Raw genomic sequence first — 26357 nt, 5'->3', positions numbered from 1 at the left:
GAGAATTTATGAATTTGTGGCTGAGTGTTTTGGCAACCAATGGGCTGGGGGAAACTTGGAAGCAGGAAGCAAGAGAAGCAGCACTGGCAGATCGGTTAAGGGCTAAAGCTTTTGGGATCGCGCCGGAAAATGTTGATGAAATGATCGAAAGGCGATCGCATTTACTAAAATCTGTCTTTCCAGCTTTTAGCGAATTCTGTCAAGCGACTCTCCAAGTACAACCCCAGGAAATGTTACAGGTATTGTGGGACTTGTGGCTACCTTTGGGGATCAAACTAGCATCGCAGCGCCAACAGTTGGGACACCCCCTGATTCAAGGAATATTGGGAGGACAAGGCACTGGTAAAACTACAATGTCCAAAATTCTCATTTTGATTCTAGCTCATTTGGGATACAGGACTGTGAGTTTATCTTTGGATGACTTGTATAAAACTTACAGCGATCGCTTGCTTTTGACACAGCAAGATCCCCGCTTAATTTGGCGCGGCCCACCAGGAACTCACGATATAGACTTAGGCTTAAATGTACTAGATCAAATCCGTGAGTTGCAAAGCCCGGTGATGCTTCCCCGCTTTGATAAATCTGCTTTTGGAGGTGCTGGCGATCGCACTAATCCAGAAATGGTGGCGGATGTAGATATTGTACTATTTGAGGGTTGGTTTGTGGGTGTGCGACCAATCAATCCTGATTTATTTGATACTGCGCCACCGCCAATTGTCACAGATGAAGATAGAGCATTTGCCCGTGAGATGAATCTTCGCCTCCACGATTATTTACCACTGTGGGAGCGATTGGACAGTTTAATTGTGCTGTATCCCATCGATTATCGGTGTTCTTTGGAGTGGCGCAAACAGGCAGAACAACAAATGATTGCTGCGGGTAAATCGGGTATGAGCAATGCACAGATAGAGCAATTTGTCAATTATTTTTGGCGATCGCTGCACCCGGAATTATTCATCACGCCGTTGTTAAGAGATGCAACAGTGGTTGATATGGTGATTGAGATTCATCCCGATCGTAGCTTTGGTCAAGTGTATGGCGATCGCACTTAGGGCGTTAGTTCTCAAGCAAATCAGCTAAAAACATTATAATTTGCTTAAAGCATGATTTATCCCTTGCTTGCCATTCATCCCAAGCTAGTCTCATACTAATTCGTAATTCGTAATTCGTAATTCGTAATTAGATAACTTATAAAAAGCTTTCTCGATAAATTTAACAACTTGGGATATCTCCAGCTTGAAAAATCTGTTCGGCGGTTAAATTCAATTCTGGGAAAGTAGGCGAGACGATGCGATCTGTACCTCTAAATTGAGTAACTTGGTATTCACCATCGATTAATTGATAAATAGACATAGTAGGCTGTTTGGGGTTGCCAGTGAACTTTTTAGCGCCTAAACCGAGATAATCTACAACCCAATATTCAGGAATTCCAATACCTTCATACTTACCTTGTTTTGTGTAATAGTCATCATCCCAATTGGTACTAACTACCTCAACTACCAAAGGAATTGATGCCGGATATGATACAGTTGATTCTTTTTTCCATAGCGGCTCATTTACTAAATTAAGACGATTTAATATCAACACATCTGGGGAATAAGCAGAAACCAAATTAACAGGTTTTATCAGCACAGTTTTGGGAATTATATAAGGTAAATTTAATCGATCAAATTCTACAGTTAGTTTTCTAGCGATAAAACCAACAACATCTTCATGTTCGCCAGTTGGTTGAGGCATTTCAACAATTGCACCATTATGTAATTCGTATCTTCCGCCTTCAGGACGCCAAGCTGCAAAATCTTCAAAGCTTACTAGTTTGGGTATGGCTGGAATCATAAATTTTACCTTAATTTTTACCTTGGCTTATATGTTGTTTTAATCATCAATGCTTTTAAAGTTGACAAATTGCTTTTAAAACTTGTAGTAACTGACTTGAACGTTCTCTTTCCATTAAATTTAATTCTGGTAACAGATAATAAATAGGGGGATTTCCTTGTTCGAGATAGACAAACTGATAACTTCTACCATTAGTCGTTAATCCCCAAACTGATTTTTGATTCTCTAAATTTTTATAAGCATAAGTAAGTAGCTGAGACAAACCTGTTGATATATCAACTTGACAGTTTTTAGATTCAATCAACAGTACCCAAAAATATGTTTGAGGTTTTGTAGTTTTAGCTTTATTAACAGCTAAGATATCAAACCTTCCTTTAATTTTTATATCTTCATCTTCAACTTCAATATCAGCAATATTCTCTTCCAAAACAATCTCGATCGGATAGCGATAAAAACCAGCTAATCTTAGTAAAGGCGCAACTGCAAGAAACTTTACCTGACCTTCAGAAACTTTACCGGCTGTCAGGTAGCGTCGAAAGTCATTTCTAATTTGCAGAAGTTCTTGTTGTTCAACTTCGAGGAGAGGTTCCAAAGATAAGTAGTTAGAAAATGAGTCACTGTACTGTTCTTGAAAGCCAAACAGACGCTGAACTTCTTCTAAAGATAAATTACGAGCGTTGAGAATTGTCATATATTTTTGGTTAATTCAGGTGCAACTCAATCCAAATTCTCTATATAAAATCTATTTTAACCCCTGGTTGATTACATAGAATACAAACAATTGGTAGGGTAACACAGCTGTGATACCCTACCGTGAAGCAAATTCAATCTAGCTGGAATTCTACAGAGTAAATGGTTTGCGATTACGATCTATCAGACGATCCCATTGCATAGTTAAAGTGCTTCCCATTTTTTCCTGTTGTTTTCCCCACACTGATAATAAGTCTAGACAAGAGTGATCTATATAAGCCAAGTCTTGCATATAAACATGCAATTCACTTCCTGGAGGCACAAGTTCTAAAATATTCGCTAATTTTGGTAGCCTCACAAATGTTGCCGCACCTTGTAAATAAATGTCTATTCGCTGATTATCTTCGTGTTTAATAACTTGGATATTCAGCACCGACATTTTATGAATTAATAACATCCCTGTCAACAGAATACCAATTAAAACACCTGTGATTAGGTCAGTAACAACAATCCCTATTAAAGTGGCAAAAAATATCACCAGAGGAAAACGTCCATACTTTTTTAACTGGCGAATATGTTCTACTTCGATTAGTTTGTAACCAGTAACAACTAGAATTGCTGCCAAACTAGAAATGGGAATTATTTTGAGCAAGGTTGGGGCTGCAATTACTAAAATTAACAGCCATAAACCGTGAAGCATTGTTGATAATCTAGTTTTAGCACCAGCTTCTACGTTTACAGAACTGCGGGCTATCACTCCTGTCATCGGCAAAGCACCCAAGAACCCACATATAACGTTGCCAATTCCTTGGGCTGTTAATTCGCGATCGAAATCGGTTCTTGTCCCGGTATGCAATCGATCTACTGCTACGGCTGAAAGCAAACTTTCTGTACTAGCAATGAATGCGATCGCGATCGCATCTAGCAAAACTGGTGCCTGAATTAAGCGTGGTAAGCTGGCAAATGTTGGTAATTGAATTGCTTGTGCCAGATTTCCAGGTACATCAACATACTGAATCGGGAATCTATACACTGTAGCTATGAAAGTGGCAATGACAACGCCGACAAGCGCGCCAGGTATCAACTTTAAACTATTGGGTTTAAATTTTTCCCACAGCAGAAGACTGATAATAGTTGTTACACCTATGAGTGCTGCAAGGTGATGAACGCTACCATCAATAGAAAAGAAAGCTTTGTAAATCGTGTTGGGAATCGAAATTAAATTCTCAATGCCGTGTATACGCGGTTGGTCGTCTAACATCACATGAAATTGGGAAGCGAAGATTAATATCCCAATACCTGCAAGCATTCCATAGATGACAGCCGGTGACATGGCGCGAAACAACTGACCAAGTTTAAATATACCAGCGAGTAATTGGATTAAACCCGCTAGCAGCAGAATTGGCCCAACCATTTCAATGCCATATTGTTGAACTACTTCTGCAACAACCACCGCCAGTCCAGCAGCCGGGCCACTAACTAGCAAAGGTGAACCGGAAACCGCACCAACAATAATTCCGCCTACTATTCCTGTAACTATGCCGCGAGATGGCGGAAGTCCCGAAGCGATCGCAATACCCATGCAAAGAGGAAGGGCGACAAGAAACACCACAAATGATGCCGATACTTCACTAGTCAATGAGGATTTGTCTATGATTGCTTTCAAATTTCTCATTTGCTTCTCCTCTAATGAAAAGTTTTTAATTTTTGGCTGCCAAGGTGAACTGTTACAATGCAGCCGAAACTAGACTTGCATTGAATAGTTCAAACCTATTCACTGAGTTTTAATTGCAACAAAATTGTACTGGCATACTCAGCCCTGAAATAGCAAGCACAAAATCATTAGGTTAAATTGACTTACGGTTATAGTTACTATTTACATTTCTTAATGATTACAAGTCCATGATAACAATACTGTTATCTGATTGATGTTACATAACTTTTTTATTGGATTTGTAGCAAAGTATTAAGTTAAATTAAACAATGGATTAGAATTACCTGAAAAAAAGGTATATTAGAACACATTTTATTAAGTTTGATTTTCTCTTAAGGATTTTAACTCCAACTGCTACCTATCCCAAAAATCAGCTTTACAAGTATATTGATTATCATTCTCTGGATTTTGAGAAATTATTTTTGAAAGTCTCTTAGCGCTTGATGGGATTCATCCAAGCTTCTAATCGGCTAAATGCTTGGGAAGAAAGTAGCGTCAAACATAAATAAACCACTGCTACACCTGCGTAAATTTCAAAAGCGCGATAGTTATCAGCAACAATTAGCTGTCCTTTACGTAGTAATTCTTCAAACCCAATCACAGAAACTAAGCTAGTATCTTTCAATAAACTGATAAACTCATTGCCCAAAGGTGGAATCATCCGCTGGAAAGCTTGGGGAAAAATTACATAACTCATAGTTTGCACAGAACTCAAACCTAATGATTTTGCTGCTTCTGCTTGTCCTGGTTCAATTGATTGAATTCCAGCACGAACAACTTCGGCAATGTATGCAGCGCTATTCAAACTTAAGGCAATTACCCCAGCAGTTAGACGATCGAAAGAAAATGTCCAACCAAGTTCTTGTAAAATTGCTGGTAAACCAAAGTAAATCATAAAAATTTGCACCAGCAAAGGCGTTCCTCGAAAAAAATCTACATACGCCCTCGCCAACCAACGCACAGGTGCAATATGAGAAAGGCGAACAATACCAATTAAGCAACCGCCAATTAAACCAAATACTACCGAAAGTATTGTTAATTGCAACGTTACCAATGCACCCTGCAATAGACTTGGAAAAGCCTGCAAAATCACCCTAATTGAAGTTAATATTTTAGATGCGCCAGCGTTAGTTTGATTCTCAAATGGTGATTTAGCTGGTAGTGATGGTGGTTCAACTTTAAACCATTTCTGGTAAATTTGAGAGTAAGTGCCATTTTTCAGCACTCTATCCAAGCCATCATTTATCAATGTCAAATTTGGCGAGTTTTTAGCTGTAGCAATTCCATAAAACTCTTCCGTCAGCAATTTCTGTACTACTTTAATTCCCTGAAGATTGCCTGTATTAATTGCATATAAAGTTACAGGTGCATCATTAATTACCGCATCTACATTACTGTTGAGCAATTCTTGCAAAGCTACGGGTGCAGAATCAAAACTGCGAATTTGTACCCCAGGAATACTTTTAGCCTTTGCAGCCCCGGTTGTGCCAATTTGTACTGCAATTTTTTTATTTTTGAGACTGTCAAAACCAGTAATATTTTGATTGTCTGCGCGAATTGCGATCGCTAACCCAGCCTTAAAATAAGGACGGGAAAAAGAAACCGTTTTTGCCCTCTCCTCAGTAATCGTAATCGAACTAATAGCCGCATCTACGGTTTTAGCTTGCAAAGCGGGGATAATGCCATCAAAAGGCAGACTTTGAAAATTCACTTTAAAGTTAGGAGAAGAAGCAATCGCATTCATCAAATCAATGGAAAACCCCTGCAACTCGCCACCTTTTCCTTGAAACTCAAAAGGTGGAAACGCCGGTTCTGTAGCAACCCGCAAAGTTTTCCCCGCGCTAGAGTTCACAGCACAGCTAATCAGTAATAAACAACTAAAACCTACGAAGACACATAAATACAGCCAACGCATAAAACCAACTTTAGCCATATTATTTTCTCTCCTTCTGTGCCTTTGCGATTTCTTAAAATATTACAATCAACTGTAGAGCAGCTTGACACAAGTAATGGATAATACCATCCCTGCGATTATTTTTGAGAATATCGAAAAAAACTTTGGTTCCCTAAAAGTCCTCAAAGGAATCACCGGCGAAATCAACCGGGGAGAAGTTGTTGCAGTTATCGGTTCCTCCGGCTGTGGTAAAAGTACCCTACTACGCTGTTTCAACCGCCTAGAAACCATAGACAACGGGCGTTTAATCATTAATGGAATTAACTTATCCCGGCCCACTGTCAACTATAGCCAACTGCGGCAACTACGAACACAAGTAGGCATGGTTTTTCAACAGTTCAACCTGTTTCCCCATCTCAGCGTCTTAGAAAATATGACACTCGCACCGCGTAAAGTCTTGGGTAAAACACCAAAAGAAAGCGCGCAACTAGCGAGATTATATTTAGAAAAAGTTGGCTTATCTGACAAAGCCTCTGCTTATCCCGAACAACTTTCTGGCGGACAAAAGCAACGAGTAGCGATCGCTCGTAGTTTATGTATGAATCCCCAAATCATGCTATTTGACGAACCCACCAGCGCCCTAGATCCCGAACTCGTCGGTGAAGTTCTGCAAGTGATGCAACAATTAGCCACAGAAGGGATGACAATGGTAGTTGTCACCCATGAAATGCAATTTGCCAAAGAAGTAGCCCATCAAGTGATATTTTTAGATAAAGGTATTGTCACAGAACAAGGCCCAGCCTATGAAGTGCTAACCAATCCCCAAAGCGATCGCCTACGTATTTTCCTAAGTCGCCTTCAAATAATTCGTAATTCGTAATTTGTAATTCGTAATTAAAAACTTCTTTTAAACTCCTCACTCATCACTAGACTTCTTGGCATTTATCGGGGTAAAGGCGAAGGGGAAAAGGGTAAAGAAACTCAAAATCCTTTCCCTTTAACCTTTACCCTTTTCCCTATTTTGCAAAAATATATTTTTGCAAGAGGTCTACTCTTTAAAGGTACTCACGCAAAAAATCAAAGGGATCGTCTTCCCAACAAGGTTCAGGTATTAACCAAAATAAACTACCGCTGATGTCGGCTTCAATTTCATCACCGTCGTCTCTATCAAATAGTTCTATCAAAGCTGTCCAATCACGTTCTCTGAGAGATGTTATCGATGGGGCATATAGCTGGAGATTATTTGAGTAATTCACGCGCAAAGTTGTGCTTGAGTGTCGTAAAAAGTTAGTATAAAAGTTTATAAATAATCGGATTCTAGCTTTGACAATCGCAGTTATACCAATTCAAAATTTTAAATCATTTGTCCTTTTTTTAATCACCAATGACCAATGACCAATGACAGCCAACTCCAAAAATATTTCACAAATGATTTAGGACTACTATACTGTCATAAGTGTCTCATAATTTAAATAGGACTGCTATAGTATTTATTACATATTACAAGCGGAATTTACTCAGATAGGAAAAACCCTTGAGGCTGAGATTCTACTAATTCCACGCCAAAAACTTCTGCAAAAGATTGTGCTATGTAAAAACGCACTTCTTGGCAGGTGATACCTGGAATCCATTCGGCTAAACTGCCTACAGGTTTGTCAGAAATACCACAGGGTACAATGCGCTCAAAGCCTGTCATGTCTGGACAAACATTTAACGCAAAGCCGTGCATAGTAATCCAACGGCTGACTTTAATACCAATAGCCGCAACTTTTCGCCCTTGCAACCAAACGCCAGTAAAAGCCGGAATTCTTTCTCCTTGCAATCCATAAATTGCCAATACGCGAATTATTACTTCTTCGAGTTGGCGTAAGTACCAATGGAGGTCTTTCCGATAACGTTGCAGATTTAAAATTGCATAGCCCACCAGTTGACCGGGACAATGGTAAGTAACTTCGCCGCCTCGTTCAACTCGATGCACATCATACTGACCTTTGTCAATATCAAATTTGAGAAAGTCTGAGTTGCTTCCTTGTCCCAAAGTGTAGACAGGTGGATGTTCTAGCAAAATTAACACGTCATCTAGACTTGGGTCATGAATGCGATCGCTTAGAAGCGATCGCTGCCATCCATGAGCTTCTAAGTAAGGCATTAATCCTTGATTATACAGCAAGCAAATGTTTTTTTGCGATCTAGTACTATGGATCATCCCAAAATTCAACCGTATAAAGAACTAAATATATTTCAAGTTACCTAATGAGAATCAAAAATTGTCAAGCTTTGCAAAGGATTTTAAAGGAAAGTCAAGGGAAGATGCATTAGAAAAAACAAAGTGCTAGCTTGAATATTAACCTCAATAGGTTTTAGGAGGAATTCTCTGCAATAAGCATTATGCCAAGACAATAAGGAAGAATGTACTGGCTGATGACTTTAATATCATTGTTTGCATTTCAAACAGAATCAAACTTCCACAGAACCTTGTATTCTTGAACAACAGCAAGCAAACCTCAATCCAACACAGAAGGAGCAAATATCAACAGTTCTGTAAGCATTCCTTTAAAGGAAAAGGTAGTCATAGGAGCTACAATTAGATTTTCTCAACTCTTGAGTGCTAATTGGATATACAATAAGACATCAGCGCAGAGATGAGGAGGTAAATCAAGGGTATACTTGACAATTCCTTAGATGCAGCAACCTGAGAGATAGCTTAACAGCAGTAGATACAATATAGTTCACAATTTGTTTTGGCGGGAGTAATAAACCTTACCGCAATTTCTTTTCATACAAAGCAAATTCACACATCTAAAATATTCAGCGGGAGAGTATTACATGAAGCTTGTCATCCACGGCAAAAATATTGAAATCACCGATGCGATTCGTGAGTATGTACATCAAAAAATTGAAAAAGCAGTTAGTCACTTTCAAAGCATTACAAATGAAGTAGATGTGCATCTTAGCGTCGCCCGGAATCCCCGAATTAATCCAAGACAAGCGGCTGAAGTAACTATTTATGCTAATGGTAGCGTTATTCGTGCCGAGGAAAGCAGCGAGAGCCTATATGCCAGCATTGACTTAGTTGCAGATAAAATTGCGCGTCAACTGCGGAAATATAAAGAACGGCGTCAAGACCACAAAACTCATGCTCAACCAACAGAAGTGGTTATTCCAGAGTCGATAGTAACAGATTTAATTGGCGATCGCACCGCCGAATTGCCCAACGAAGTCGTCCGCACCAAATATTTTTCTATGCCGCCGATGACTGTTACAGAAGCTCTAGAACAACTGCAACTCGTGGGACACGACTTTTATATGTTCCATAATTCTGAAACTGGAGAGATTAATGTAATTTACGAACGTAACCACGGCGGTTATGGTGTCATCCATCCCCGCAATGGTAACGGACAGACAAACGGCAAAAATGGCAAGGCAAGCCATACTAATATAGTCATGCCGGAAAAGTCGCATTCTAGTAAATAGGCACTGGGGAATAGTGGAGATGAGGTGAGCAGGGGAGAAATTGCAGTAGGTCTTTCCCCTCTCTACCTCTGCCTCTTCCAATGTCCATTTCATCATTTCGCAAACTTTTGCCAAGTTTTCAGATATTTAGAAAAGATTTTCACTTTAAAATAGCAAACTTATCCATAACTTTCTAGATGATGTCTGCACAAGCTAGATAGTAAAGATTGACAGTTTCTCTAGCTTGGAAGTAGACATCAGACTTTTGTGTTGTACTGCGCAAAACATAGCCACATCTGCTTCACTTTGCATCCATAGTACCGAAGGAATTTTTTATCGAACATAATTCAGGAGTCAGGAGCAAAGCCAAAGAAGCTCCGCCACCGGTAGAATATAGCCCATCACATGACAACTCATACTTTTTATTTATCCAACCCTATTTTTAAGTTAGATACAAAATTTGAGAAAGTTGTGAGCAAATATTTCAATTAAACAGTTTTTTCATCTATTAAAAATAAATTTTAAAAATTGAGTATTCAGAATAGGTTAAACTGCATATATAAGCTGACAGAATATTAGTACCATTTTGCAACCAATCTTAATGAAAAGGTTAAGAGCAAGTGGGTTTTGTTGGCATATATTGAATGACATTAAGGAGGTAAATATCATGCAAAAAGAATATATGGAGATTTTAGAATCATTAATTAATCAACTGACATTATCCGCAATATTAGAAATGTTAGAACGAATATGTCACAAAAAAGCGGAAAATCTGAGAACTCATTGGCAAGATGAGACTTCAGCAAAGCTTTGGGATAAAGCCGCGAGACAAATAGAACAGATAAATGTTGATGTCTGATTGAAGAATAATTCAAAATTCAGGAGTCAAGTTTATACCCTTATTGCATAACTCTGCTATCAATTGGGAGTGAAAAATCACGAGACCATTCATTCCAAGAGCCAAAATAATTTCTAGCAGAAATTCCTGCCTCTTCAAGGGCTATTAATGTATTCGCAGCCCTTGAACCCTTAAAGCAGTAAATGTACACAATTGACTTTGAAGTAATACCTACTGACTGACAAATTTCTCGGATTTCATCTGGCGATCGGAACGTAGGGATTTCTGATTCAGAATTCATCAGATGATGCCATTCTAACCATACAGAGTTAGGGATTCTACCTTTGCGGGGACAAAAATCAGGATGGTAAGGAGAAGAACTCAACCCAAGCCATTCGTTGCGATCGCGCACATCTAATTTAATAATTGCTGGATTCTCAATTGCTTGCAACATCTCTGTGGTAGTCACCATTATGTCAGCATTGGGATGCAATCTAAATATGCTGCTTTCACGCTTCGGTACTTCATCGGTAGTAGGTAATCCTGCCTTGAGCCATGCTTTATATCCTCTATGTAAAATAGATACTTGAGCGCAACCCAAATATTTCAGTAAGAAAGCTGCTCGACAAGATTGACCATAACCTTTATTTAAAGCATCTTCATAAACAATTAAATGTTCTGCACCAGATATTCCTACCCGGCTCATGATTTTTGCAAAAAACTCTTGCAATTCCTTCAATCCTGCTGGGGAGGAATTCTCTAAAAGATAGGTGAAAAAATCTCTAATATTTATGGCTTGATAAATATGAGAAATATCATAATCTTCTTGAGTTCGCGTATCGATAATCACAGTCTGTGATGATTTTTCTGCTAACAGTGACGTGACTTCTTGAGGAGAAATGAGGAGTTTTTTATTCACGCTTTCATGCTTCTGTTATTGTACCATTAGGCATTATCGCCTTTGGTAGATTTGCATTTTGAAGTGCAAATTACAGAAGAATAAATGTTGAATGTTACGAGAGAACTTGCATTGCATAATTTTCAGTCACAATGTCCACAATTAGCGTTAAATGTTCATTACGCCCTACTTGCAGCAACCTTCTAAGTAGTTCAGTTTCTAAACCGTGATATTGGTAGCGATCGCTAACTAACATTGCAAACTCAGCTTCATTTGTGCCAAGAAAAATTTTGGCAAAGGTATTGTTTCCAGTAAAGCTTGCAGGTATGAAAAACTTGACTTCTAATTTGTCGCTTTACATTTTTCGTGAAAATCACTCAAAGCCAGTTCTGCAATGGCTCAAACCGAGCAAATTCCGACTCTAGCTGCCATTGAATCCGCGCGCGATCGTTCTTCTGCAAAAAAGCACTGCACCCTTGAGAAACAGAGGTTTCACCAGGGCTATCGCTTGCACAAGCTGGAACCATTGCCTTAAACTCAGGCGACTTCCAGAGACTATTTCCCGGAGCGAAACTATATTCTAAGCTATTGCGAGCCAGTCGCTTGAGGTCTTTATATCCCAGTCCATATCTCGTTGCCGCTAACAAATATTCATGACTCAAATCAATCCGGGAAATGCCTTCATCATCTGAAGCAAGGGTCATTGGTACTCCAGCCTTCCAATACTCCCTAAAAGGATGTTCATCTCCCTGGACATTCAAAATGACTTCATTACTGGTCAGGCAGATTTCGACCAATACGCCGAGTCGCCGCATTTGCTCCATCAACTCGAAGGGACGCTCCTCAAAAAGAATATCCACGCCATGTCCGATGCGAGATGCCTGTGCCACTTCTACAGCTTGCCGAATATGAAAACGTAAATCCTCAGTCGGAACCAAACCGAAAGTTAACTCTCCTGCATGGAGTGCGACCTTAACATTGGGAAATTGACGTTTGAAAAATTGCAGCATTTGCATTTGCAGGGTGTAGTCGCGCAGTGCAATCGGGTTGTCTTCTGGGGCGACAAGATTGATGCCAACTACCCGCGAATCCGATGAAGCTAGTGCAAAGGCATAAGCTAACTGAGCAAACACTTCAACAGGCGACTTTGTTCTTGTCGTTTGCTGCAAATAGCGCACCGTCACTGCACATCCAGGCTGTGCTGATGGAGTGCCGCAACCGAGTGTTTTCGAGACTTCGCCCTCCAACTGTGCAAATTCCTGGCTACCCAGTGTCACTAGCTTGGTTAATCCTCGTTTGAGCAATTGACGGTGCATCTCTTGCAAATCTTTATTCCAACCAACTTCACGCCCTAGCTGTCGAACCTCACTCCCCTGAAAGGTAAGCATTAACTCTAGATAATTAATATGCTGCGAAGCTGCCCGATTTGCTACTGACGCGACCATATCATCCCGACGGCTCATAGAGTCTGATATTGTCCCAAAACCACTAAAAGCTTCAAAAAATTGGTCGTGTCCTGATTTACCACTAAATTGGAAGTTGCGAGTAGACCAACGATTTATTAAGGAATCATAAATAGATGTTCGGTTTAACAATTCTGAAGCTGGAAAATAGCTACTGTCCTGACCGCAAGCTTTAGGCTCAACTAAAGTTCCTACCTTTGGATTCACACAATACCCATCGGTGGCAGCCCACTCCAGATAGTGTTCTGCGTACACAGCCCCGCTTAAATGACTGTGGATATCTCCTCCCTTCGGCATTCGCTGTACAAATGCTCGTAAAGCGCCTGACTGGGCGCGATGGGCTTCAAACCAACTAGCAGCTTGAGCTTCACTCCGAGTCGAGGATTGCTGCGAATTAGATGGGACTTGGGCTGCTACACTGAAGATAAAACAGCTAGAACTCGTTAATACTCCTAAAAATAAATAATATAAGGGCGCTCGTCTATGCATATAGATTTATTTTTTTGTAAAACATGGCCAGTATGAGTGTAGTGATCATGCTGTTTAAAACCATCAACTATCAATCTTTATAAGCCAAATAAACTATAACCTAAGATAGATACGTATTAATTAATTTTATTTAGTTAAATCAGAACTTATCATTTTTTAACATTAGTATTGCCAGCACAATCCGCCGCAAAATCTTCAACTAAGAACTAGTCCATGCGATTGCTTGTCTGCATCACGCACTTACGTTCGTAGTTCCTCGTCTCTACAAGACGCGGCGCGTAGCTTGCTTCTCCGTAGGAGTAAGCAATGATAGTTATTCTCTCAGTGCAAAATAAAAACTGGGATGCATTCCTTAATAACTCTATTGCATCTGGAGATTCATTCAGACTTAATAATGGTATTAACTGATAAGTTCTAGATGAAAATGAATGTAAACTAAATAACTCAGCAATTTTTATCTAGCTTAACGAAAATCTAAACAGCGTCTAGCACAACTAAGCTAAAAATAGTTTTCAGTAACAATACCGCTCGTAAATGTAATCATGTCTCAACCAACTATAGAATCAATCCTACAAGAAAACCGCCTTTTTCATCCTAGTTCAGAATTCTCGCAGAACGCCCATATCAAAAGTCTGGATGACTATCAGCGTCTCTACGATAAAGCCAAAGCCGATCCGCAGCAATTTTGGGCAGATTTAGCTGGAAAAGAATTAGAATGGTTCCAAAAATGGGACACAGTATTAGATTGGCAACCACCTTTTGCTAAGTGGTTCGTTGGCGGTAAGATGAATATTTCTTACAACTGCCTTGACAGACATCTCACTACCTGGCGCAAAAATAAAGCCGCATTGATTTGGGAAGGAGAACCAGGTGATTCCCGTACCCTTACCTACGCCCAACTGCACCGAGAAGTTTGCCAGTTTGCCAATGTATTGAAGCAACTAGGCGTACAAAAAGGCGATCGCGTTGGTATTTATATGCCAATGATTCCCGAAGCTGCGATCGCCATGTTAGCCTGTGCCCGAATCGGCGCACCCCACAGCGTAGTATTTGGTGGTTTTAGTGCCGAAGCTTTGCGCGATCGCTTAATCGATGCAAAAGCTAAACTGGTAATTACGGCTGATGGTGGTTGGCGCAAAGATGCGATCGTTCCTCTCAAGGCACAGGTAGATAAAGCCTTGGCTGATGGTGCTGTTCCCAGCGTTGAAAATGTCCTCGTTGTCAAGCGCACCGGACAAGAAACTTATATGCAGTTGGGTGGACGCGACCATTGGTGGCATGATTTGCAAAAAGGTGTATCAGCAGATTGTCCCGCCGAACCGATGGACAGTGAAGATATGCTGTTTGTCCTCTACACTTCTGGCAGCACCGGCAAACCGAAGGGTGTAGTGCATACAACTGCTGGTTATAATCTGTATACCCATATCACCACCAAGTGGATCTTTGACCTGCAAGACACAGATGTATACTGGTGTACCGCAGATGTCGGTTGGATTACGGGACATAGCTACATTGTCTACGGCCCGCTTTCCAACGGTGCAACCACAGTGATGTATGAAGGTGCGCCCCGGACTTCTAATCCTGGCTGTTTTTGGGATGTAATTGAAAAATACGGCGTTAATGTTTTTTATACTGCACCTACGGCAATTCGGGCATTTATTAAGATGGGAGAACAACATCCCAACGCGCGAAACTTGTCTTCGTTGCGTTTGCTGGGAACCGTCGGCGAACCGATTAACCCCGAAGCTTGGATGTGGTATCACAAAGTTATAGGTGGAGAACGTTGTCCAATAGTTGATACTTGGTGGCAAACGGAAACCGGCGGTATCATGATTACACCGCTACCAGGAGCAATTCCCACTAAACCCGGTTCAGCAACCCTCCCCTTCCCTGGAATTATTGCAGATATCGTGGATCTAGAAGGAAACACCGTACCCAATAAGGAAGGTGGTTATTTGGCGGTGCGCCATCCCTGGCCAGGAATGATGCGGACAGTTTACGGCGATCCAGAACGCTTCCGCCGCACCTATTGGGAACACATTCCACCTAAAGATGGGAACTATACTTACTTTGCTGGTGATGGCGCAAGACTTGATGAAGACGGCTACTTCTGGGTAATGGGTCGTGTCGATGACGTGTTGAATGTCTCAGGGCATCGACTCGGTACAATGGAAGTAGAATCAGCCTTAGTTTCGCATCCAGCAGTTGCAGAAGCGGCGGTAGTAGGTAAACCCGATGAACTTAAGGGTGAAGAAGTAGTGGCTTTTGTGACTTTAGAAGGCACTTATCAGGGAAGTGAAGAACTGAGTAAAGAACTCAAGCAGCACGTTGTCAAAGAAATCGGTGCGATCGCACGTCCCGGAGAAATTCGCTTTACAGACGCTTTGCCTAAAACGCGATCGGGTAAAATTATGCGGCGCTTGCTGCGGAATCTAGCCGCCGGACAAGAGGTATCTGGAGATACTTCGACATTGGAAGATCGGGGTGTGTTGGATAAGTTACGAGAAGGTGTGTAAATAATTCCAAATTAGCTTAATAAGGGCGCATATATATATGCGCCCTTATCGTCTCTCTTGTGATGCATTACGCGCTAACGCAGGCCAATTTATCATAAAGATTAGAACATTATTGAGGCATTCAGGGCGATGAAGGTGAAGTGCAAATCCAAATCAGCATTTGTTCAACCTGTTGGCTGCATGATGCTGAGTATTATCAGTGTAATGGGGATATCACCATTAGTGTTAGCGGTTCCTGGACAAGTTTCTTTGCATTCGCCAGAACAGTTTGCACAGAGACAACCACAAAAAATCGCCCAATCTTCAGGTACAGATACACCAGAGCGATCGCAACTCCTGCAACAAGCCAATGGTTTATTTAGTCAGGGAGACTTAACAGGTGCAGAGGAAAATTTACGCAAATTAATTAAAAAATTCCCAGAAGATGCTTTCGGACACTTTCAACTGGGAAATGTACTTTTTCGGCAAAAGAAACCGGAAGATGCAATTAGTTCTTATCGAGAAGCCATTCGCCTTAAGCCAAAATACGCTCTAGCTTACAATGCGATCGGTGTTGTTTACGCAAGCCAAGGTCGCTGGCAAGAAGCCATTACTGAATATAAAAAAGCTCTGGAAATTAATCCTAATTATGGCGAAGGGCTGACTAATTTTGCAATAGCATTGTGGCAAACAAATAAAAAAGACGAGGCGCTATCTTCTTTAGAAAAAGCTTTAAATATTTTCAAAGAACAGAATAGAGGTGAAAAAGTTAACCAAGTAGAACGAATTTTAAAAGAGATCAAAACTGCTGATGAGCCTAGTGTTTCCTGAGAACCATATTATTCAGTGGATAAAAGTTAAGAAGAGTTCCTGCGATCGGCTTTAAAGATGCTTTGCTAGAAATGCGATCGGGTATTATGCATCTATTACTGCGGAATTTTGCATTTGGTTTGTAATGATTGTGGGGTGGGCTATCCCACCCTCTAAAAAGTATCGAAACAGAATATTGTATTGTAATGAATGAAATATTTCTGTTAGCCAGAGAAACTGTAAGAGTGATTTTTCACATGGGAGATACACAAGGGTAATCTGGGAACGTTCGGAAAATACTGCATGGGCAGGCATAGGATGGATTTTTGATATACCAACTCATGTAATACCATACGATTTACGAGCAATAGGTTCTCATTTTCTATTGTCTATAGTTAAGCCGAATGCGAATGATTATGAGGATATAGAGAATATCCGCAGTAATCGTAATAGCTTTTTTCATATAGAAAGATTGACTTTTGTTATATAAATGGCATCTAACTTAGTCATATGTCTATTCAAAAATAGCAAAATAGCAATCTACAATAAAAATCAGACAAACCTTCGTTAAAGCCTATGACTTCCTTATCGGCATTAACTTTACCCGATCACACTCAGTTACCAGACTCAGATGGTACATTCGTGAAAAATCTTCAAGAGCATCCGCAAAGCATTTTAATTACAGATTCAATTAAACCTGTTTTAGAGAAACTTCATCCCGACAGTCAATATTGTATTGGACAAGATTCTGGTATCTACTGGCGATTAACAGATCCTCCTGAGAAAGGGGCTGAAGCACCAGACTGGTTTTATGTACCCAATGTACCACCGATACTTAACGGTAAAATGCGCCGTTCTTATGTGTTGTGGAAGGAGTATGTTGCGCCCTTAATTGTGATTGAATTTGTCTCTGGAGATGGTTCAGAAGAACGAGATAACACACCGCCATCTCAAGGTGAAGGTGGAAATGTTGGTAAGTTTTGGGTTTATGAGCAGGCAATTCGAGTGCCTTATTATGGAATTTATGAAGTAGCAAAAGCTCAAGTAGAAGTTTACCACCTACTTGATAATACTTATCAACTGATGCAACCCAATGAACGAGGACATTACCCAATTGCTCCTATGGGTGTAGAGTTAGGAATCTGGCAAGGATTTTATCAAAATGCAGATTTACCTTGGTTGCGGTGGTGGGATATACAAGGAAATTTACTGCTAACGGGTGAGGAACGTGCTGTGGTTGAGCGACAAAACGCTGAAACTGAACGACAAAAGCGGCTCTTAATTACAGAGAAGTTGCGATCGCTATCTGCTGAACAACTCAATGCTTTAGGAATTGATCCAGAAATGTTAGATTAGGAAATATTCTCATCTACTAATATTACATCTTCATATATTTCTGGCATCGCACAACGAAAATCAACGCTAGCTAAATGCACTTCTCCCTCTTGTTCATAAGGGTAAAGTACCCACTGTCTTTGTTCGTTGCGACGGAAGCATTCTACACTCATTCTGTCTGGTGAAATTAGCACATATTCTTGTAACGATTCTAAGTGTCGGTAACTAGCAAATTTCTTCCCTCTGTCATAGCCTTCGGTTGATTCAGAAAGCACTTCGATAATTAAGGAAGGATAGCACTTAAAATATTCAAATTCTTTATCTCGTGTATCGCAAGTCACCATCACATCGGGATAAAAATAGCGATTTATGACCTCAATTTGTGCTTTCATGTCTAACATATAGACACGGCAACCACTACCCCGGAGATGGTTTCGCAGTAGGGAAAACAAGTTTCCTACTACAGTTACATGAGCATCACTTGCTCCTGCCATTGCGTAGACTTGCCCATCAATATACTCGTGTTTGATTTCACTTACTTTCTCGCCTTCTAAATATTCTTCTGGGGAGATATAGTACTCACTTTGGCTAATGACCATTTTAGTACCTTAGTAGTTTTATCAAACATTTTAACCGATAGAACACAAATCTAATGAGCAACAGCGCCACCACTTGGCTTCACCTTTTTGAGGAATAAAATAGCAATCCCACTGAGTAATAATGCAATACCAATAAAGTAGAAACAATCGTTAAAAGCCATTACAAATGCTTCCCGGCGGACTATATTGGATATAGATGCGATCGCCTGATTTTGGGCTGTACTTAAATCTGCTCCTTTACTGACAAAATACTGCGTCATTTGGTCAATTCGTTGTTGAATTTCTGGATTATATAAAGATACTCCATCACCCAATCTATTCGAGTGAAATTGCTCTCTGTTTGCTAATAAAGTCGCTAAAGAAGCAATTCCAATAGAACCGCCTAGATTCCGCATCATATTAAATAAACCACTTGCCGAACCTGCTTCTTTCGGACTCAAACCAGCAGTAGCAATAGAACTAAGCGGCACCATAATTAGGGGTTGTCCCATTGCACGCACAAATTGCGACCAGCGTAATTGATCTAACCCTGTTTCATTAGTCATTCCAGAGTTCATAAATGCACTGATGGAAAACAAAGTCACACCAAAAGCTACCATGAAACGCACGTCAAGGCGTTGCATCAATTTTGGTATGAAGGGAATAATAAACAGTTGAGGAATACCGGCCCAAATTAATACTTCACCAATTTGCAGAGCATTGTATTGTTGAATTTGAGCGAGATACAATGGTAAAATATAAATTGAACCATACAATCCTACTCCCAACGACACATTAACAATACTGGCTAAACCAAAGTTCCGCCTAAGTACAAGCCGTAAATCAATAAATGGTTGTTTACGAGTTAATTCTATAAAGAAAAATATCGCCAAAAAAATTACTGCAATTACACTTAAGCGCACAATCAACCCTGAACCAAACCAATCTTTACGGCTACCTTCTTCTAAAACAACTTGCAGGGAACCTAAGCCAATAGCCATTGCAATAATTCCCCACCAGTCACCTTGTTTCAGTAAATTAATTTGGGGTTTTTCTTGCTTAATTCCGTACCAAACACCAGCCAGCATTAATGCTCCTGGAATTACATTGATATAAAAGTTGTATTCCCAACCAAAATTTTCGGTTAACCAACCTCCTAATGTCGGCCCAATTGAGGGTGCAAAAACTGCACTAAACCCAAATGCAGCCAGTCCGACTGATTGTTTTGATTGGGGTAAAGTTGTTAAGACAACTGTCATAGCAGTGGGAATTAAAACTCCTCCGCTAAAACCTTGCAAGGCGCGAAAGAAAATCATGGAATTAAGATCCCACGACCAAGCACAGCATATAGAAAAGAAAATAAATAGTGCAGTATTTACTAATAAATAACGTTGCAGAGAAAATACTCGTGACAACCATCCTGTTAGAGGGATTACCACAATTTCTGCTACAAGATACGCGGTAGAAATCCAAGAACCTTCTTCGAGAGTTGCTCCTAAACTTGCTTGAATATCTTGCAGCGAAGCATTAGTTATTTGAATATCCAATACCGCCATAAATGCACCAAGCATACTGGCTAATACACCAATCCAGATTCTTAACGGTACACGCTCTGGTGGTAAAGCAGGATTTTGCCCTTGCTGACGAATTACACCTGTATTAGCCATAAGTTTGTTCCAGTTTCAAGGTTAAGTAGCAAAAAACTTTATTATTGAATCTTATAGCAATATGTTCTTTGCCTCTGCGCGAGCTTGAATCAGCAACGCTAAAAATTAAAAAAGAATTGCTATAGAAAGTCTCGTTAACATAAATCTAAATTTAACTGAGGTTATTTATCTTAAACTTCTTGAGTCCTAATAATCCCCTTTTGCTCATAAATTGGACGCATTATTTTTCTTAAAGCAGGTAACTGTCTGCTAAAAATAATTGACCCTAAAATACAAGCTATCCCATCAATCATTAAAGTGTTAGGAGCGCCAATACGACTTGCTAAAAAACCTCCTAATAAATTACCTACCGGAATCATTCCCAAAAATGACATTGTGTATAAGCTCATCAATCGCCCGCGTTTATCGTCTTCAACAATGGTTTGTAAAAATGTGTTGCTAGCAGCAATCTGAAGAATTGTTCCTAAGCCAACAAATAACATTGTAAATAAAGAGAGTGGTAAAAATCTAGATAAAGAAAAGGCAATTAAACCAGTTCCTAAAATTGCTGGAGCTAGAGCAATCAATTTCCCAATTCCTAAGATTGTTTGGCGCGTAGCTAGATAAATACCACCAGTTAAGGCTCCAACTCCAGATGCCGCCATCAAAAACCCTAAACTTTCTGCACCACCTTTGAGAACTTGTTCGGCAATAACGGGGACGAGAATAGTGTTTTGCAGTCCCATCAGGCTGACTAAAGCTGATAGCAATAAGATGGAGCGAATGGGTGGGAAGCTAAAGGCATATACAAATCCCTCTTTGACTTTTTGCAAGGGATTACCATCAGTTACCGAATTTTTCCAAGGTTTAACTTTCATCGCCAATAAACCGGCGATTACAGCAACGTAGCTCAAACCATCAATCAAAAAACAATAGCCAGTTCCAACGCCAGCAATTAATAAACCCCCGATCGCAGGGCCAATTAATCTAGCTCCGTTGAACATCGTGGAATTAATCGCGATCGCATTGGCTAAATCTTCTCTGCGTTCAACTAATTCTGGCACAAAAGCTTGACGGGCTGGCGCATCTAAGGCATTAATAAATCCTTGAAACAAGCTCAAGGCGATGATGTGCCATACCTCAATCACTCCAGTTAGCGCCAGCACTGCTAATGTCAACGATTGAATCATCGCCAAGACTTGCGTACCAATTAAGGTACGATACCGAGAAAAGCGATCTACAAATACTCCACCAAAGGGAGCTAAAAAAAAGTTAGGAATTTGACTAGAAAATCCCACAACTCCCAGCATGAATGGGGATTTTGTCAAGTCATAAACTAGCCAAATTGTGGCAAGTTGCGTCATCCACGTCCCAATTAGGGAAATACCTTGCCCAGCAAAAAACAGTTGGTAGTTTCTTGACCTTAATGCAGGTAGTAGCGGTTTTTTCATCTCAGGCTTGTTTTATACCAATCTGCTTTCATAGATATCATTTCACCCGATCTCTATACGCCTCTCTTTAGATGTAGGAGAATGTCATAGGCAGAAAGAGGTTTTTCATTTTGTTTACAGGTAATTTCGTATTTAATGATGTCTGGTTGATTACTTACTAAACCCCAAGAACCCCACCCCGCCAAAGCTACACTTTGTCTCCCCTCCCCGCTTGCGGGGAGGGGCTGGGGGTGGGGTTCTTTTATTATGGGTAATTTGGGAAACATGATATTACTTGACTTCCACCGCAACTTCCGCAGACATCCCAGGAGTAATCCGCGATTCATATCCTTGAATGCTCTTTTGGTCGAAAACTACTTTTACTGGAATGCGTTGGACGACTTTAGTAAAGTTACCTGTAGCATTATCCGGTGGCAATAAGGCAAACTGAGCGCCGGAAGCTGGCGAAATACTGTCAACACGACCGATAAAGGTGTGATGAGGGAAACTATCTAGCTTGATCTCTACTGGCTCTCCTGGGCGCATCTTTTCTAATTGAGTTTCTTTGAAATTCGCAACTACCCAATAGCTGTTATCCACGATCGCCATTAATGGTGTTCCTGCTGCAACGCGGTTGCCAACTTCCACGTTTTTTCTACCTACCCGTCCAGCACTGGGGGCGGTAACATTTACATAGGATAGTTGCAATTGTGCATCTTTGAGCGATGCTTCTGATTGCGCGATCGCTGCTTTTGCCGCTTCGTATTGACTGCGTTTGACTGTGGTATCTTGTCCGCCTGCGGTAGCTTGTTGCAATCCTCCCTTAGATGCTGCCAATTTAGCTTGGGCGTTGGTGACATTTTCTTGCGCCTGTGCTAGTTGAGACTGGGCTTTGGCAACACCAACTCTCGCAGAGGCTAACCTGGCTTGAGCTTGTTGTACTCCCTGAAGAGCAGCATTCCTTTGTGCTGTAGCCACGTTAAAAGCGGCCTTGGATGCGTCTAGCTGCTGGCGAGCGATCGCACCTGATTGATACAACTGGTTGTAACGATTGTAATCTGCTTGGGCATTTTCCAAATTCGCATTTGTTTGCGCTACCTGCGCTTGGGCGGCAGGAATTCCTGCTTCGGCTAGTCTGACTTCAGCTTGCGCTGCTGGTATCCCAGCTTGAGCTTCTTGGACTGCTGCTTGAGCTGTAGAAATTGCTGCTACTGCACCACTGACATCTCCTTGCGCTTGAGTTGTCTTACCAGTGGTGGTTTGTGAACTCAAAGCAATATTTGCTTGAGCAGCTTGCGCTTGACCACGAGCATTTTCGAGGGCGGCTTGTGCCTGTTGCACCTTACTTTCATAGTCCCGTGGATCTAACTTCACCAACAATTGTCCCGGTTGCACCAGTTGGTTGTCATTCACCAGCACTTCACTTACAGTTCCGGGAATGCGACTACTAACTTGGTGAATATTTCCCGCGACGGTGGCGTTGTCTGTTTCCTGGTGGGTAGAGGCGTATTGCCAGTAGTGAAGACCAAAAGTACCTGCGGCGATCGCACCTACGCCTAATCCTGCCAAAATTAAACCAGTCGGTCTTTTCCGCTTCGGTTTTGCTGGAACTTCTTTCTCCGTCTCAGGAGTTACAACAGGTGCTTCTGCTGTTGTGGATGTCTCTGTAGTAACAGTTTCTAAAGTCTCTAAATCGGGAATCACTTCTTTTTCTAAAGTTGGGGTTTTGTGTCCGTTGCGTCCGTTTAAAGTATTAGCACCCATGATTCTTACCTCGTTTGCCCGTTCAATAACTTGATTAATAGTCGTTTATTTAGAATGCGTAGTTTTCCCGGAAAAAAATCCTTATTCCTTAGTATGCGTAATATTATCTCAAAACATATCTTTACACTGCCTCCCCCGGTCGGGTGATTATAAAATCATCTTTAAGACAGGTTAGCGATCGCTCGATTCAAGATTTGGGAAAACAGTTCGCGATCGGCAAAGGAAATACCATCCATTGCTTCATCACGCACGGCTGCGGCGATTGGCGGTAAAACAGCTTCTAGTTCCTTTCCTGCATCCGTGAGCCAGATTCGCCAGATGCGCCGGTCTTGAGTGTCGCGTTCGCGACGCACCAAACCGCGTTCTTCCATCCGATCTAGTACGCCTGTTAAAGTGCCTCCCACTTGTTTGAGTTTGTCTCCAATACTAGAAGTAGGTAGACCATCTTCTTGCCAAAGACAGCACAACACCAACCAGTGAAATGGCGTCAATCCAAAGGGTTCTAGCCTCTCAGTAAACTTGCGACTCAGCAATTGCGAGACTAATTTGATTCTGTAGCCCAAATTATATGGTGCCAGATTTTGCTGCCACGACTCTAAGGTTGGGGAGTGATTAGATGTAGAAACCATTTAGCAAAATACTTAGTGTGCGTACTATTATTCTAACTAAACTAATTTCTTTTAGCAATAATTACTTTACATCTATCTTAGGGAAGAACTTGAATCAACTGGTACTCTTTTACTGTACCAAGAATGCGGTAAAACCGAGGTAATTTAGGGGACTAGTCAGCATAGATCCAAGCATAGCTCAAAACTGGTATTTGCGAAATAGAGGCTACTTGTTGGATATGAATGGGAAGATATAGGACTCATATTTGATTGCGTGAAAAAACTCAGTACACCTTTATTCCTTCTTCCCAGTCCCCAGTCCCCAGCTTAATCCAGACAGTTCGGCTTTCATGACCTTTCGTTCTGAGTAAAAAACAGAGCGTTGCTAGAATTATTGACTTTATAAATAACCGCTCAGTACTTGAAGATTGTACAATCATAAAAATTGAAAAAAGCTTTTGATTTTCCTAATTAACATAATTTCTTCAGACATAGACGCGTACAATGCTAATTTCACTATTACAAAAATTTTTAACAACACCTATTACTCAAAAAAGCCGACATCAATCTAGATTGACTGTTATTTTTTGGTACAGTCTCAGTCTAACTTTTGCTGTTGGTTATATTTTGATGGGGCTGCGACAAGCTTTCACCAGCAAATATATAGTGAGCGACGATGCACGAGAATATATTTCTTGGATTTATCGTTACTTTAACCCAGATTTATTTCCTGGGGATTTAATTGCTGATTATTTTCAGTCGGTGACACCAATTGGATATGGTATTGTTTATAAAATAATTGCAGCTTTAAATATAGATCCAATTTTATTTGGCAAAATTTTTCCATTAGTACTGGGACTAATTACAACTAGCTATTGCTTTGTAGTTGCTATGGAGATATTACCAGTACCAATGGTGGGATTTCTCGCCTCTTTACTTTTAAATCAAAGCCTTTGCCTTCATGATGACCTATTTTCTGCTACACCTAGAGATTTTATTTATCCCCTGGTTTTAGCTTTTATATATTATTTAATACGCTCTTCAGTATTTGGTATATTAATTGTATTTGCGCTTCAATGTTTAATATACCCTATCATAGGTTTTATCAATTTATTAATTTTACTTTTGAGACTATTTCGCTGGCATAATGGGCAGATAACTATTTCTCATAATCGAAAAGATTTTATTTTATTTGTAGCAGCCACTATAACTGCTGGCATCCTAATTTTACCTTATACTATTCAATCATCACAATTTGGCCCGACAATTACTGCTGCTGTTGCGAGAACTATGCCAGAGTACTGGGATGGAGGAAGATTCAGGTATTTTACTCATAATATTATTAGTTATTGGTTTGATGGTAGAGATAGCGGTTTTTTTGCTTTAATTGCACCTCCTCAACTATTATTTGGTTTATTATTACCAATTATCCTGAAATTCCAGTATCACTTTCTCCTAACTAAACAAGTAAAGGATGAAGTCAAACTATTACTACAGGTAGTAATAGCTAGTTTAATCATGTTTTTTACTGCCCATGCCTTAGCTTTTAAACTGCACTGGCCTAGCCGCTACACCCATCATACTTTGAAGATAGTACTTGCTCTTGCAGCAGCAATCTTTATTACCATAATTTTAGATGCTGCATTGCGATGGTCGAGACAAAATGGCAGACAAATTTTAATTTTAGGGACTATTACGATCCTTGGCGCAGGACTGGTTTTGTACCCTAGTAGCTTAAAAGTTTTTCCCAAAACCCCTTATTTAGCAGGTCAAGCCCCAACATTATATAACTTTTTGCAAAAGCAACCGCAAAATATTGTCATAGCTTCTACTTCCCAAGAAGCAGATAACATACCTATCTTTGCTCAAAGAACAATTTTGGTGGGTAAAGAATATGCATTACCAATTCATACAAAATATTACGCTCAATTTCGCCAGCGGATGATTGACCTGATTAATGCTCAATATACTGATGATATTAATCAGGTTAAAGACTTTATTCAAAAATACCACATAACTTTTTGGTTATTAGAACGTTCTGCGTTCCTTTCAGAATATATAACTAAAAACACTTGGCTACAACAATATCAGCCAGCGGCACAACAAGCAAACGCAAATTTACAAAAGGCTCTACCTGTTTTAGCAACATTAATTAACTCTTGTGCAGTTCTTGAGACTGATAATTTAGTTCTTCTGAAAACAGAATGTATCAAAGCAGTAAGTAGGTAGACATAATTAAATATAAAATAAACTCCTAGTTTGTAGTGAGCGATTTATCGCTCAGAGCAAGGATTATCAGGACTAAAGTCCTTACTACAAACTTGACATTTATTTATGCCTAGATACTTAGCAAAGACTTGAATATAATGTCTTAGAGGTTGTTTGAAAAGTGGTTGGCTGTGATTTTAGGCACTTA

At 40.3% G+C, this 26357-nt stretch carries 22 protein-coding genes; 8 read left to right on the top strand and 14 right to left on the bottom strand.

The features are described from left to right. Positions 1-8 precede the first annotated feature (8 nt). Entirely contained in the window at positions 9-1052 is a 1044-nt protein-coding gene (locus RMZ42_RS07455; RefSeq protein ID WP_322670811.1) for a glycerate kinase, read from the top strand. Positions 1053-1212: 160 nt separating this feature from the next. Here the strand turns inward: RMZ42_RS07455 and RMZ42_RS07450 are convergent, their stop codons facing one another. The 4 genes from RMZ42_RS07450 to RMZ42_RS07435 form a co-directional block, all read right to left on the bottom strand. Then, positions 1213-1836: a Uma2 family endonuclease gene (locus RMZ42_RS07450; protein ID WP_322670810.1), complete on the bottom strand. Its 624-nt coding sequence runs from the start codon at positions 1834-1836 to the stop codon at positions 1213-1215. Positions 1837-1891: 55 nt separating this feature from the next. Beyond that, a complete protein-coding gene (locus RMZ42_RS07445; RefSeq protein ID WP_322670809.1) occupies positions 1892-2527 on the bottom strand; it encodes a restriction endonuclease subunit R in 636 nt (211 codons plus the stop codon). Between the two features lie 150 nt (positions 2528-2677). Continuing rightward, positions 2678-4201: a SulP family inorganic anion transporter gene (locus RMZ42_RS07440; RefSeq protein WP_322670808.1), complete on the bottom strand. Its 1524-nt coding sequence runs from the start codon at positions 4199-4201 to the stop codon at positions 2678-2680. A gap of 472 nt (positions 4202-4673) precedes the next feature. Beyond that, a complete protein-coding gene (locus tag RMZ42_RS07435; protein WP_322670807.1) occupies positions 4674-6173 on the bottom strand; it encodes an ABC transporter permease subunit in 1500 nt (499 codons plus the stop codon). Positions 6174-6249: 76 nt separating this feature from the next. On the opposite strand from RMZ42_RS07435, the gene RMZ42_RS07430 reads away from it, so the two are divergent. After that, entirely contained in the window at positions 6250-7014 is a 765-nt protein-coding gene (locus RMZ42_RS07430) for an amino acid ABC transporter ATP-binding protein (RefSeq protein ID WP_322670806.1), read from the top strand. A 175-nt stretch (positions 7015-7189) separates the two neighbouring features. Here the strand turns inward: RMZ42_RS07430 and RMZ42_RS07425 are convergent, their stop codons facing one another. Together RMZ42_RS07425 and lipB are read right to left on the bottom strand one after the other, a co-directional pair. Next, the gene (locus RMZ42_RS07425; protein ID WP_322670805.1) at positions 7190-7390 is read right to left on the bottom strand and encodes a hypothetical protein; all 201 of its coding nucleotides are present in this window, start codon (positions 7388-7390) and stop codon (positions 7190-7192) included. A gap of 257 nt (positions 7391-7647) precedes the next feature. Beyond that, the gene (gene lipB / locus RMZ42_RS07420) at positions 7648-8340 is read right to left on the bottom strand and encodes a lipoyl(octanoyl) transferase LipB (protein ID WP_322670804.1); all 693 of its coding nucleotides are present in this window, start codon (positions 8338-8340) and stop codon (positions 7648-7650) included. A 620-nt stretch (positions 8341-8960) separates the two neighbouring features. Here lipB and hpf point away from each other — a divergent pair. Next, positions 8961-9608 carry a ribosome hibernation-promoting factor, HPF/YfiA family gene (gene hpf, locus RMZ42_RS07415; protein WP_322670803.1) on the top strand — a complete coding sequence of 216 codons (648 nt, stop codon included), beginning with the start codon at positions 8961-8963 and terminating at the stop codon, positions 9606-9608. 646 nt (positions 9609-10254) lie between these two features. Next, positions 10255-10446, top strand: coding sequence for a hypothetical protein (locus RMZ42_RS07410; protein ID WP_292860261.1), 192 nt, complete (start codon positions 10255-10257; stop codon positions 10444-10446). Positions 10447-10486: 40 nt separating this feature from the next. On the opposite strand, the gene RMZ42_RS07405 is transcribed toward RMZ42_RS07410, so the two are convergent. The 3 genes from RMZ42_RS07405 to RMZ42_RS07395 form a co-directional block, all read right to left on the bottom strand. Beyond that, on the bottom strand, positions 10487-11344 hold the full coding sequence (locus RMZ42_RS07405; RefSeq protein ID WP_322670802.1) for a sulfurtransferase: 858 nt from the start codon (positions 11342-11344) through the stop codon (positions 10487-10489). 94 nt (positions 11345-11438) lie between these two features. Next, positions 11439-11579 (bottom strand): hypothetical protein, encoded by a 141-nt coding sequence (locus RMZ42_RS07400; RefSeq protein ID WP_322670801.1) that lies wholly within the window; start codon positions 11577-11579, stop codon positions 11439-11441. Between the two features lie 121 nt (positions 11580-11700). After that, on the bottom strand, positions 11701-13275 hold the full coding sequence (locus RMZ42_RS07395) for an adenosine deaminase (protein ID WP_322670800.1): 1575 nt from the start codon (positions 13273-13275) through the stop codon (positions 11701-11703). Positions 13276-13817: 542 nt separating this feature from the next. Here RMZ42_RS07395 and acs point away from each other — a divergent pair. From acs to RMZ42_RS07380, 3 genes are all read left to right on the top strand, one after another. Beyond that, entirely contained in the window at positions 13818-15791 is a 1974-nt protein-coding gene (gene acs, locus RMZ42_RS07390; protein WP_322670799.1) for an acetate--CoA ligase, read from the top strand. A gap of 129 nt (positions 15792-15920) precedes the next feature. Beyond that, positions 15921-16601 (top strand): tetratricopeptide repeat protein, encoded by a 681-nt coding sequence (locus RMZ42_RS07385; protein ID WP_322670798.1) that lies wholly within the window; start codon positions 15921-15923, stop codon positions 16599-16601. Between the two features lie 555 nt (positions 16602-17156). Further along, the gene (locus tag RMZ42_RS07380) at positions 17157-17936 is read left to right on the top strand and encodes a Uma2 family endonuclease (RefSeq protein ID WP_322670797.1); all 780 of its coding nucleotides are present in this window, start codon (positions 17157-17159) and stop codon (positions 17934-17936) included. Here the strand turns inward: RMZ42_RS07380 and RMZ42_RS07375 are convergent. From RMZ42_RS07375 to RMZ42_RS07355, 5 genes are all read right to left on the bottom strand, one after another. Then, positions 17933-18514, bottom strand: coding sequence for a Uma2 family endonuclease (locus RMZ42_RS07375; protein WP_322670796.1), 582 nt, complete (start codon positions 18512-18514; stop codon positions 17933-17935). The genes RMZ42_RS07380 and RMZ42_RS07375 overlap by 4 nt on opposite strands. A 50-nt stretch (positions 18515-18564) precedes the next feature. Next, positions 18565-20160: a DHA2 family efflux MFS transporter permease subunit gene (locus tag RMZ42_RS07370; RefSeq protein ID WP_322670795.1), complete on the bottom strand. Its 1596-nt coding sequence runs from the start codon at positions 20158-20160 to the stop codon at positions 18565-18567. 170 nt (positions 20161-20330) lie between these two features. After that, positions 20331-21590: an MFS transporter gene (locus tag RMZ42_RS07365; RefSeq protein ID WP_322670794.1), complete on the bottom strand. Its 1260-nt coding sequence runs from the start codon at positions 21588-21590 to the stop codon at positions 20331-20333. Positions 21591-21860: 270 nt separating this feature from the next. Next, the gene (locus tag RMZ42_RS07360) at positions 21861-23333 is read right to left on the bottom strand and encodes an HlyD family efflux transporter periplasmic adaptor subunit (protein WP_322670793.1); all 1473 of its coding nucleotides are present in this window, start codon (positions 23331-23333) and stop codon (positions 21861-21863) included. Positions 23334-23494: 161 nt separating this feature from the next. After that, entirely contained in the window at positions 23495-23962 is a 468-nt protein-coding gene (locus RMZ42_RS07355) for a MarR family winged helix-turn-helix transcriptional regulator (RefSeq protein ID WP_094348154.1), read from the bottom strand. A 483-nt stretch (positions 23963-24445) separates the two neighbouring features. Here RMZ42_RS07355 and RMZ42_RS07350 point away from each other — a divergent pair, with 483 nt between their 5' ends. Continuing rightward, complete coding sequence (locus tag RMZ42_RS07350) at positions 24446-26170, top strand: hypothetical protein (protein WP_322670792.1); 1725 nt, start codon at positions 24446-24448, stop codon at positions 26168-26170. Positions 26171-26357: the final 187 nt, after the last annotated feature.

The organism is Nostoc sp. DedQUE05 (assembly GCF_034530955.1).
In the GTDB taxonomy this organism is placed as follows: Bacteria; Cyanobacteriota; Cyanobacteriia; order Cyanobacteriales; family Nostocaceae; genus Nostoc.
The sequence above is the reverse complement of the archived record's forward strand: the minus strand, read 5'-3'. Positions and strand labels throughout refer to the sequence as shown.

Coding starts and splice junctions, on each gene's coding strand:
- RMZ42_RS07410 (WP_292860261.1), top strand. CDS start 10,255: ATGCAAAAAGAATATATGGAGATTTTAGAATCATTAATTAATCAACTG.
- RMZ42_RS07445 (WP_322670809.1), bottom strand. CDS start 2,527: ATGACAATTCTCAACGCTCGTAATTTATCTTTAGAAGAAGTTCAGCGT.
- lipB (WP_322670804.1), bottom strand. CDS start 8,340: ATGATCCATAGTACTAGATCGCAAAAAAACATTTGCTTGCTGTATAAT.
- RMZ42_RS07385 (WP_322670798.1), top strand. CDS start 15,921: ATGAAGGTGAAGTGCAAATCCAAATCAGCATTTGTTCAACCTGTTGGC.
- RMZ42_RS07435 (WP_322670807.1), bottom strand. CDS start 6,173: ATGGCTAAAGTTGGTTTTATGCGTTGGCTGTATTTATGTGTCTTCGTA.
- RMZ42_RS07450 (WP_322670810.1), bottom strand. CDS start 1,836: ATGATTCCAGCCATACCCAAACTAGTAAGCTTTGAAGATTTTGCAGCT.
- RMZ42_RS07365 (WP_322670794.1), bottom strand. CDS start 21,590: ATGAAAAAACCGCTACTACCTGCATTAAGGTCAAGAAACTACCAACTG.
- RMZ42_RS07400 (WP_322670801.1), bottom strand. CDS start 11,579: ATGTTAGTTAGCGATCGCTACCAATATCACGGTTTAGAAACTGAACTA.
- RMZ42_RS07440 (WP_322670808.1), bottom strand. CDS start 4,201: ATGAGAAATTTGAAAGCAATCATAGACAAATCCTCATTGACTAGTGAA.
- RMZ42_RS07350 (WP_322670792.1), top strand. CDS start 24,446: ATGCTAATTTCACTATTACAAAAATTTTTAACAACACCTATTACTCAA.
- RMZ42_RS07370 (WP_322670795.1), bottom strand. CDS start 20,160: ATGGCTAATACAGGTGTAATTCGTCAGCAAGGGCAAAATCCTGCTTTA.
- hpf (WP_322670803.1), top strand. CDS start 8,961: ATGAAGCTTGTCATCCACGGCAAAAATATTGAAATCACCGATGCGATT.
- RMZ42_RS07360 (WP_322670793.1), bottom strand. CDS start 23,333: ATGGGTGCTAATACTTTAAACGGACGCAACGGACACAAAACCCCAACT.
- RMZ42_RS07455 (WP_322670811.1), top strand. CDS start 9: ATGAATTTGTGGCTGAGTGTTTTGGCAACCAATGGGCTGGGGGAAACT.
- RMZ42_RS07355 (WP_094348154.1), bottom strand. CDS start 23,962: ATGGTTTCTACATCTAATCACTCCCCAACCTTAGAGTCGTGGCAGCAA.
- RMZ42_RS07375 (WP_322670796.1), bottom strand. CDS start 18,514: ATGGTCATTAGCCAAAGTGAGTACTATATCTCCCCAGAAGAATATTTA.
- acs (WP_322670799.1), top strand. CDS start 13,818: ATGTCTCAACCAACTATAGAATCAATCCTACAAGAAAACCGCCTTTTT.
- RMZ42_RS07395 (WP_322670800.1), bottom strand. CDS start 13,275: ATGCATAGACGAGCGCCCTTATATTATTTATTTTTAGGAGTATTAACG.
- RMZ42_RS07380 (WP_322670797.1), top strand. CDS start 17,157: ATGACTTCCTTATCGGCATTAACTTTACCCGATCACACTCAGTTACCA.
- RMZ42_RS07430 (WP_322670806.1), top strand. CDS start 6,250: ATGGATAATACCATCCCTGCGATTATTTTTGAGAATATCGAAAAAAAC.